The sequence below is a fragment of the Pseudomonadota bacterium genome (assembly GCA_022572885.1).
Classification (GTDB): Bacteria; Pseudomonadota; Gammaproteobacteria; order Steroidobacterales; family MnTg04; genus MnTg04.
Map to the genome: position 1 here is coordinate 1 of JACZVC010000046.1, position 9,403 is coordinate 9,403.

The following is a 9,403-nucleotide window of genomic DNA, read 5'->3' on the forward strand; positions in this document are numbered from 1 at the left end:
TGGCACCACGCGCAGGCCGGTTTCAGCCTGGCGCAAATACTGGACGAGTTGGGCGATTATCCGGAGGCATTCGAGGCCGCAACCCGGGCAAACCAGATTCGCGGCGGACGATTTGATTCCGGTGCGCATACGCGTTGGGTGGATCGCGTAATCGAAAACGCCACGACGACCGCCGGCGAGGGCGCCGAAACCGACCGCAGACCGGTGTTTATAATCGGTATGCCACGATCCGGGACCAGCCTGCTCGAGCAGATAGTGTCCGGGCACAGTGCGCTATACGCGGCCGGAGAATTACCTTTAATTGGCGATATCGCCTCGCGCACGACAGCCTGGCTCAACGGCGGCAGCGATGCAGGGGAGTTGGCCGGTCTGGGCAGAACATACCTGGGATCGCTGCCGGCAGAAGCAGGGGACGCATCGTTCGTTAGCGACAAAATGCCGCTCAATTTTCTTTACCTGGGGTTGATCGCGACGATCCTTCCGGGCGCCAGGGTCATTCATTGCCTGCGCGATCCGCGGGATGTGGCGGTGTCGTGTTACTTTCAGGATTTTGTCGATCCGGCGCTTGCTTTCAGTTTTGATCTGCGGCAGACGGCCAACTATTACCGGGATTACTGGCGCCTGATGGCGCACTGGCGGGAACGACTCGCCCGGCCGATCCTCGAAGTCCATTACGAAAACCTGGTTGGCGACATCGAGAAGCAGACACGGCGGGTTCTCGATTTTCTGGACCTGCCGATGGAGCAGGCCTGTCTGTCTTTCCATGAACGCAAACGAGAGGTGAAAACGGCCAGCCATGCCCAGGTCAGGCGTCCTCTGTACCAGGACTCGGTGGGCCGTTACCGAAATTACCAGGGGCAGATAAAGAGGCTCTTTTGCGACCCCCTCGCAGACATTATCGAGCAATACCAGGCGAGTCTCGAAGGGCGGGATTAGGTATTGACCTTGTCGATGGTATGGGTAGGATTGCCATCCTGTCCGCAACATGCGGGCCAACCCGGAGGTTTTGATGGAGCAGTTATTGCCTGAGCAGGCCCGCGCCCGGTTACTGGATGCCGTTCAGCATGAACAGGCCGGCCGTCTCGACGATGCGGAACAGATTTTGAAGACCCTGCTGGAAATCGATCCCAGCGAGGTGCGTTGTCTTTGCCTAATGGGCCGTGTTCAGCGTCGGTTGCAAAAGTACGCTGAAGCGGCCCGTTATCTGAACGCTGCACAGGCGATGGCGCCATCGGCCCCGCCGGTAAGCTATGAACTGGCCAGGCTGGCGACCGACCAGGGTGACCTGAAGGCAGCGATCGGTTATCTGAAGCACCTGACGCAGCTAAAGCCGATGGTTGGCGACAATTGGTTTGACCTGGGTTATGTGCTGGAGATGGCCGGCAGATGGAGCCAGGCGATCGATGCGTTCCGCCGGGCCATCCAGTTAGGGGACTCCAATAACGAAGAAACCTATACGCACCTCGGTTCGGTCCTGGCGCAGGACGGCCAGGAAGCGGCAGCCAGGGAAAACTACCAGAAAGCGCTGGAACTGAATCCTGAGCATGCGTCGGCCATGTATGGTCTGGGTATTGTGATCACGGCATTTGGCGAATTCGAGGAAGCCAGCCAGTGGTTTCGGCGGGCAGCGCGCCGAGACCCGAACCTGGTCGAGGTCTATCAGCAACTCGCCGCGGTTCGCCGTTTCGAATCGGTGGACGATCCGGACATCGTGTTGATGACGGAGCTACTGGCCGCGCCGGAGCGCGATGATCTCAGCCGCGAAAAATTGCATTTCGCACTTGGCAAAACCTTCGATGACTGCGGAGAGCATGATCGGGCTTTCGAACATATCAGCGCAGCGAACAGGCTGAAACGGGATCGCAAGGGCGGGTTCGATATCGAAAGCCACCGGGACCTGGTCGGCAGGATTATTACGACCTTTGACCAGGAGTTCTTTGCAGGATTTGGCCCGCGCGGCAGTCAATCGAAGCAACCTGTGTTTATCGTTGGCATGCCCAGGTCGGGCACCTCACTGATCGAGCAAATTCTGGCCAGTCATCCCAGGGTGAATGGCGCCGGCGAGTTGCGTTTCATCGAGCAGGCGAGCCGAACCCGGGTCGCTTTGTACCCCGATCTGGTATCCACGCTCGACGCACCGGCCCTGGAGGCCGTCGCCGAGGATTACTTGAAGAACCTGAGAGAGCGTGGCGGTAATATCCGGCATATCACCGACAAATACCCCGCCAATTTCCTGCACATCGGGTTCATCCGGCTACTGTTTCCAAAAGCAAAAATCATCCACTGTCGCCGGAATGCGATAGACATTTGTTTGTCGATATATTTCCAGGATTTTGCGACTGCTAATTTCTATGCCAATCGGCTTGAGGATATCGGTAGTTATTATCAGTGTTATCAACGCATTATGGATCACTGGATGGAACAGGGCAGCGAGCTGTTGCTGACGGTCGACTACGAAGAACTGACGTCGGATCTGGAAGGCCAGGTGCGCATTATGATCGAGTGGCTGGACCTAGAATGGGACCCTGCTTGTCTGGATTACACGAGTAACCGGCGGGCGGTATCGACCTTGAGTCGCTGGCAGGTCAGGCAGCCGGTTTACCAAAGCTCCGTGGAACGCTGGCGCCGGTATGAAAATCACCTGGGCGTGTTACTTGAGTTGTTCCCGAACCAGAATTAACCGGCAGGCTGGCTTTTTTTAACCATGCAATTGAAGGCCACGACGATGCGCTCTCGCTTCCCCATATAAGTGAAGATTTCATGATCGACGTAGGAAGGGAAAATCAGCAGGCGGCCAGCTTCGTGATCGATCTGGTATCCGCCAAACCGGGCAGGTAATTTCAGGCGATTGTTGGCGGCATCGCGGTACTGATCCGCGAGGCCACGTGTATCATGAAATCGTACCGCGCCGCTTTGCGGGAACTCAGCCGGTGAGTCGCCGGGGTCTACGCAAAAGATTCCCGACCAGCTCGCATTCTGGTGGTGGTGCAAGGCCTGGAAGCCACCATGTTTCGTAATGTGAAACCAGGCGTGATAATCGAAAACCAGTTTCGAAAATTCATCCTCCGAATAATCGGACAGTTCAAAAATTACGCTGGCCAGCGCGCGATGGCAAAAGGCGGCGAGTTCCTTTACCGGCTCGTCTTGCCAATTGAAAAGATCGAACCGGCTTTCAAACAGGTCGCCGAACTGGGTATCGCGTCTGATTTTATTACGGACTTCATGGTCTTCTGCCGCTTTTTTCAGGAACAAGGTGCTCAGTCGTGCGCACAAGTCCTCGTGGTCATCCATTCTGAAATCCACCAGCGGGACTGAGAAAAGGTATCCGATTTTCATGGCATCGCCCCGTAAAGTGTCGTGGCCGGATAATCAGGCATCGCAATCGATCACCGGATGATCCGGGTCAATAATCCTCTTTGATTGCGCTTATCAGCGGCGCGAGATGTTTCTCATAACGGCGCCAACGTCCCACCGATGTCTTGTACACGGGTTGGCGAACTTGTACCAGGCTCGAGGTGCTGACGCGGCGTTTGTTCTTGTAAAACTCAAGACAGGCGTCGTCCCATGCCAAACCGAGGTGCGCTATCAGAGTTCGCGCCTGTTCCTCGGTATTCTCAACCAGTTCCTCGTAAACAACGTCCAGGATCCGCCCCGGCATGACCTTGTGCCAGTGCGCCATCAAGTCCTGGTAGGTTCGATAAGTGCCGCCGAGTTCATGCAGGTCTCGGGTAAAGCCTCGATCGCTACCGAACGATGTCATGAAACAGGAAACGCACGTATCGAGCGGGTTTCGCCGGCAGTGAATGATCCTCGCATTTGGCAGCATCAGCTGAATGATTCCGGCCAGCGTATAATTGAACGGCAGCTTGTCGGTTATCCGTAATGCCTCCCACGATCTCTGGGTAATCGTTTTGACGTACTGATTGCCGATAAATTCCCATGCTCCCGGTTCAACCTGGTCGATGTTTTCCGGCAATTGTGCACGAGGCGGCAAAAAGCTGGTTATCTGCTCGACCGTGCGCCACAGGTCATTCAATTCGCCGGCGCCATGAACCTGCGGGTGGCTGGCGATTATCTGTTCAACCAAAGTTGTCCCGGAGCGCGGCATTCCGATAATAAAAACCGGCAGCTCAGACGGATTGCCGCAACCTTTGAATTTTTCAAACAGCTCCGGGGTGAAAGTCTTGATGATTCTTCTGGTGTTGTTGCGTTCGGTTTCCAGCGTGAACGGCATGCCCTGGCGGCGCTTGAGATTGGCTTCTGTGTAATGGTGAAATGCCTGGTCATAATCCTCGCTGCTGTCATATGCGCGTCCCATGGCAAAATGTAGATTTCCCAATTCCCGGTCGGGAAGGTCTGTGCGATTCAGGGCTTCCTGCATTTTTTCAACCAGCCCCGGTTGCTGCTCGAATCCGGAAATCATCGAAATACCGTAATACGCTGAGCCCAGGGTCTCCGGAATATCCACTGCGCGCAGAAAAGCCTCTTGCGCTTTCTCAAAATCACCCATATTCGACAGCGCGGCGCCGAGTTGAGTATAAATCTGCTCATTGTCAAGCCCGAGATCGATGGCTTTGTAAAGTTCGGCCGCACTTTCTTCCTGCCATTGCAAAGAATGCAGGACTTCTGACAACTCCGCATGATATTGCGCGGTGTTCGGAGCCAGCGTTTGTGCTCGCCGGAGATAATCGGCAGCGTCGGCCATCCGGCCGTCCGTATAGGCTATGCGTGCCAGCATATGTAATGCTCTGTGTTCATCGGGGTTACGCTCGAGAATCATGCTGGCTACTTCGTCCGCCTCGGCCCGGCTCCCTTCTGCAAACAACTGCCGTGCCCGCGCCAGCTCTTGTTCCGTTTCCGTGTTCGACATCGGCGGACGCAGCGAACCTGCCGGGACCGCGGTGACATCGAAAGCGATGCTGATGCGTGGCTGGTCGCCGGCAAAGGGTAGGGTGCGATGATAGAAATACGATGGGAACAGATACATACGTCCCGGGACAGGCTCCAGGTGCTTTGACGGCATCGGCTTGTCCTTGCGCAGGTGCTCGGGCGCGCCGCAAAACTCGATCCAACCCGCGTTTTCCAGGTTGCTGTCCTGTTCCGGTACCTGTACGTAATAGACGCCGCTCAGCCATGCGGCCGGATGAATATGCGGTAGCTGGTGGCCTTCCCGGTTGAGGATCGTTACCCATGCGGTCAATCGCCAGTGTTTGGGTTTGCGGGACAGGAACGGGTGATCGGTATCGTCCGGGATTCGGTCAATGTACGCTTCCACGGCTACACAGATCTGTTTTTCCAGGTGCGCGACAGGGCCTTTAGGCTCAACCAGCAATTCGCCACTTTGCCGCCCTTTCTTCGTCGACTTCGTCGTCGGTTCGAAAACCAGGCTGGGATGACTGAGCGTGTGCCTGGCCAGGTCGGTGTTGAATCCTTTCAGCGTGTCTTTGTCCCCGGCGGGGCCCGGCGCCAGATTCGCTTGAGGCGGTTCGATATCGGTCGCCCTGACCAGGGAGAAATCCAGCAGGCGGTCTCTTTCCCCGGTCTCACCGAGTTCGTTGCTTGCGATGGCAATCAGGGCAAAGGCGGCCTGGTTCCCGCTGTCGAACTGCAGAGACCGACGCGCCGCAGCCAGCGCCTCCTCGGACTTACCTTGTTCCAGCAGAGTCTCTGTCAGGTTCGCCCAGGCGTTGGCAAAGTGTGGGTTCAATTCGGTTGCGCGGCGGTAATGGTGTTCTGCTTCCTGCAGATTTCCCAGTGAGTGCAGAGCCATACCCAGATTGGAATGCATGTCCGGCTCGTCCGGTTGTATTTCCAGGGCCTTCCGCAGGCTGTCCGCGGCTTCCTGCGATCTGCCCAGCGCACCCAGCGCCGCTCCAAGGTTTGAATAAACCTCCGCGGAGTCCGGCCGCAAGGCCAGGGCATTACGGTATTCGCCGACAGCTTCCTCCAGTCGGCCAGCCAGCCTGTAATCATTGGCAAGACTGAAACGAGAAGCAAAGGAATCGGGGTTGAGGTGTACGGCATGCAGATTGCACCGTATTGCGGCATCGTATTTTTTCAGGGATTCATAGACGACGCCGAGATTATGGTAATAGTCGGGGTTGTGCTGGTTGACCTTGATTGCCTTGCGGATCAGGTCGATTGCGCTCGCGCTTCGTCCTGCTTGCTGCGCGATCAGGCCAAGCAGATGCAGAGCATCCGGCTGATTTGGCTCTGCCTGTAAAACCTGCCGGTATAGCGATTCGGCGCCGGCATAATCCTGCGCGTTCTGACGGCGCATGCCTTCTTTCAATTTGCTGACCAGGAACCCGGCCAGAGCAGGGTCTTGTTGCTGTTGATTTTCTTCCTGCAAAATATGAACCTTGTCTGGGTTGAGATGATCAGTGCATGTCGGTCCAGGTCCTGATCAGTAGTTGTTCGTATGCCGCGGCATACAGCCAGAAAACGTAATTCTCTTTCTGACCGAGAATTTCGGCCCAGGCAGTAGCGTCCTCGGGGCAGATTCCTATTATGCCTGTACTGCTTCGGCGTTTGCACGGTTTCCAGGAGCAAAAAAATGGCCCGGTTTCCCGGGCCATTTTTCGCTTTCCAGCTAACCACTAATGAACAGCGGCTTCCGTTTTTACAGATCCTGCGTGTAACGGATATACGGCACCCGGCCATATATGTCGTGCAGCTGGTTGCTGTAGAACGGATGCGGCAGCTGGGTTGACAGCGGTGGATCCTTGTCGAAGAGGTTCCGCGCACCAATCGTCAGCCGGCCATTCCACGGTGTGGCCCAGTTCAGCTGGAGATCCCAGGTGGTCCAGTCATCCAAGATGACACCACCACCGACTGGCGTAGAGTTGATGTAGTTGCCAATCAAGGTGGCAGAGTAGTCGGACAACGACCAGTTCAGGTTCCACTGGATGCGATCATCCGGCGAGAACGCGACGTCATTGAAGCCCGAGCCATCATTGGTGTCGAACACGTAGTTATTGACATGGCTCCAGTTGAGCTGCGTTGTGAAGTCGCCAATGCCACCAGCCGAGAAGCTGTAACGCAGATCGAGATCCAGACCATTGGTCTTGGTGCCCGCCAGGTTAAGATTTTGGGCAAAAATAACGTCGATCCGACCACCGCCACCACGGATAACTTCTGCGCTGCCCATATTGATCAGTTCCGCATCCAGGATGGTCTGCAACGGCAACGCCGTAATCTGGTCGACCAGATCGATTGAGTAGTAATCGAGGCTGATAGACAGATCGTCGATCGGGTTGAAGACGATGCCAACGTTGAAGCCCTCAGACAGTTCCGCATTCAGATTCACGTTACCACCAGTGAAGTTCTGATACTGCGTGGTCAGACACGCATGGCCTATCGGCAGGTCGGTTACAGGTATTGCGGATCTACCGGTGACCGGATCACCTTCCGCTGTAGCCGCACAACGAACGGCGTCGATAGCGCCGTTAAAGCTCTGTGCAGGCGAGCTGTACAACTGGCTCATGCTCGGCGCGCGGAAGCCCTCACCCCAGCTGGCCCTGAGCAACAGGGTGTCGGTCGGACGAAAGCCCACCGCGATCTTCGGATTGACCGTCGTACCGAAATCGTTGTAGCTGTCGAAACGACCAGCCAGGCTGAGTTCAATATCTTCGGTAATCGGCAGACTGGTCTCTGCGTAGAATGCCAGGACCGAGCGCGAACCTTGGACGTCAGCGCCACCAGCGGAGCCATCAACGTTACCCGCATTCTGCTGCGCATCGTAATCCTGGCTGAACTTTTCGTCACGATACTCCGTACCGAGAACCACCGGTACCGGGCCGGCCGCCATCTGGAAAGCATCCCAGGTGGCCGTAAAGTCACCGGAAGCGATGCGGTGGGCCTCGTTGTGGAAGCCCGATGTAGCAAAGCCAGCAGCGACGGTAGCATCGGTGGGTCCATTGACGCCGAGGATGTCGAACGTCTCATCATCGATAACGGCCTGCAGGCCGCTGCGGAAGGAAAGGCCATCGGAGGTGTCGTCGTTGGTCTGTCTGGAGTACTGGAAGCCAGTATCCCAATCGAGGCCGCCAAACATATCCGAGCTGCCTTCGAAGCCGATCAGGTAGTCGTACAGGATCGTGGTGACGTTGCTGTCACGGAAACCACCCGGAAGGTTCCGATAGAAGATGCTCAGGTCAAACGGTCCCACGACATCCGCAATGCCATCGCCAGTATCGAAGACACCATCCGTACCCGGGTCACCCATAGCGTCAAAAAGGTCTAAATCGTCTGGAAGGTCGAATTGCGACAAATCGTTGCAGGGTGTTGACCCATCGATCTGCACGACACACGGAACCACGTTTCCTCCCCCTACTTGGCCGGTCGGATAATTACCTGGCGCGGTCGGGTTGTTCGCGTTTGCCGCACTCATCGAAGGCAGGAACGGTGAACCACCGACGATCGGCGCAGGCGCATAACGACCGAACGACTCGGTCCGTGAGAACGTACCGCGGGCGAAGAAGTTGAGGTCTTCGTTAACCTGGTAGTTGCCGTTCACGAACATCGTGTCGCGGGTCAGGCTGGCTTCATTGGCTGAAGTCGCTGCGTAGTTGAAGTTACACAGTCCATTGCCCCCCGTGTTGATTACTGAAATCGGGAACAGTGGATCGGTGCCCAGGGCGCTCGGGCAGCGGGCATCCGGGAAGGTGCCAAGAGTAAAGACCGAGTCACCATTGTTGTCGACAGTGCCAGCCGGTGCAACTAACGATAAGCTACCCGGGAAACCGAACGCGCTCAGACCTGTACCAGTGAACGACCGATTGCGGTTGAAGATGATTTCGGATTCACTGTGGTCCAGCGAGAAGGTGATGTTGCCTTTACCCGAGGTAATGCCGCCGACGATGCTGTAAGCATTCTCATCACCACCGTCTTGGGTTGGACGGCCGATCGCGGCAGATATCTGCAGACCCTCGAAATCCTTCCGCATGATAATGTTAACCACACCACCAACGGCGTCAGCGCCGTAGATCGCCGAAGCGCCATCACGCAGTATTTCGATACGCTCTACCGCGGCGATGGGAATGGTGTTCAGGTTCTGTGACGAACCGGCGCCAAAGGTTGGCGAACCGGCAATGCGGCGTCCGTCCAGCAGCACCAGAGTACGGGTTGGACCCAGGCCGCGAAGGCTGATTGTCGCCTGCGACTGGGCGGAACTGCCGGAACTCTGACGGAATGAACCGAACTGGTTGTATGAAGATTGGCGTAGCACATCGGCTACGGAGATATCGCCAGAATTTTCAATGTCGGCACGCGTAATGATAGCAACCGGTGATGGACCTTCGACGTCGACCCGCTTGATGCGGGATCCGGTGACCTCGATAAGTCCCTGTTCAGCAACGTCCTCGTCGTCCTGGGCAAAAGCCATGGACGGTATACTCGCAAA

General features: G+C 56.4%; 5 protein-coding genes. 2 read left to right on the top strand and 3 right to left on the bottom strand.

Going from position 1 to position 9,403, the window contains the following annotated elements; all coding sequences use genetic code 11:
* The coding region (locus tag IIA05_12430) for a sulfotransferase (GenBank protein ID MCH9027897.1) at positions 1–936 on the top strand (936 nt) is incomplete at its 5' end.
* Between the two features lie 73 nt (positions 937–1,009).
* A complete protein-coding gene (locus IIA05_12435) occupies positions 1,010–2,680 on the top strand; it encodes a sulfotransferase (protein MCH9027898.1) in 1,671 nt (556 codons plus the stop codon).
* Here the strand turns inward: IIA05_12435 and IIA05_12440 are convergent.
* From IIA05_12440 to IIA05_12450, 3 genes are all read right to left on the bottom strand, one after another.
* Complete coding sequence (locus tag IIA05_12440) at positions 2,677–3,336, bottom strand: hypothetical protein (protein ID MCH9027899.1); 660 nt, start codon at positions 3,334–3,336, stop codon at positions 2,677–2,679. The genes IIA05_12435 and IIA05_12440 overlap by 4 nt on opposite strands.
* Positions 3,337–3,403: 67 nt before the next feature.
* Positions 3,404–6,352, bottom strand: coding sequence for a tetratricopeptide repeat protein (locus tag IIA05_12445; GenBank protein MCH9027900.1), 2,949 nt, complete (start codon positions 6,350–6,352; stop codon positions 3,404–3,406).
* Positions 6,353–6,622: 270 nt separating this feature from the next.
* A complete protein-coding gene (locus IIA05_12450) occupies positions 6,623–9,385 on the bottom strand; it encodes a TonB-dependent receptor (protein ID MCH9027901.1) in 2,763 nt (920 codons plus the stop codon).
* Positions 9,386–9,403: the final 18 nt, after the last annotated feature.

Coding starts and splice junctions, on each gene's coding strand:
- IIA05_12440 (MCH9027899.1), bottom strand. CDS start 3,336: ATGAAAATCGGATACCTTTTCTCAGTCCCGCTGGTGGATTTCAGAATG.
- IIA05_12435 (MCH9027898.1), top strand. CDS start 1,010: ATGGAGCAGTTATTGCCTGAGCAGGCCCGCGCCCGGTTACTGGATGCC.
- IIA05_12450 (MCH9027901.1), bottom strand. CDS start 9,385: ATGGCTTTTGCCCAGGACGACGAGGACGTTGCTGAACAGGGACTTATC.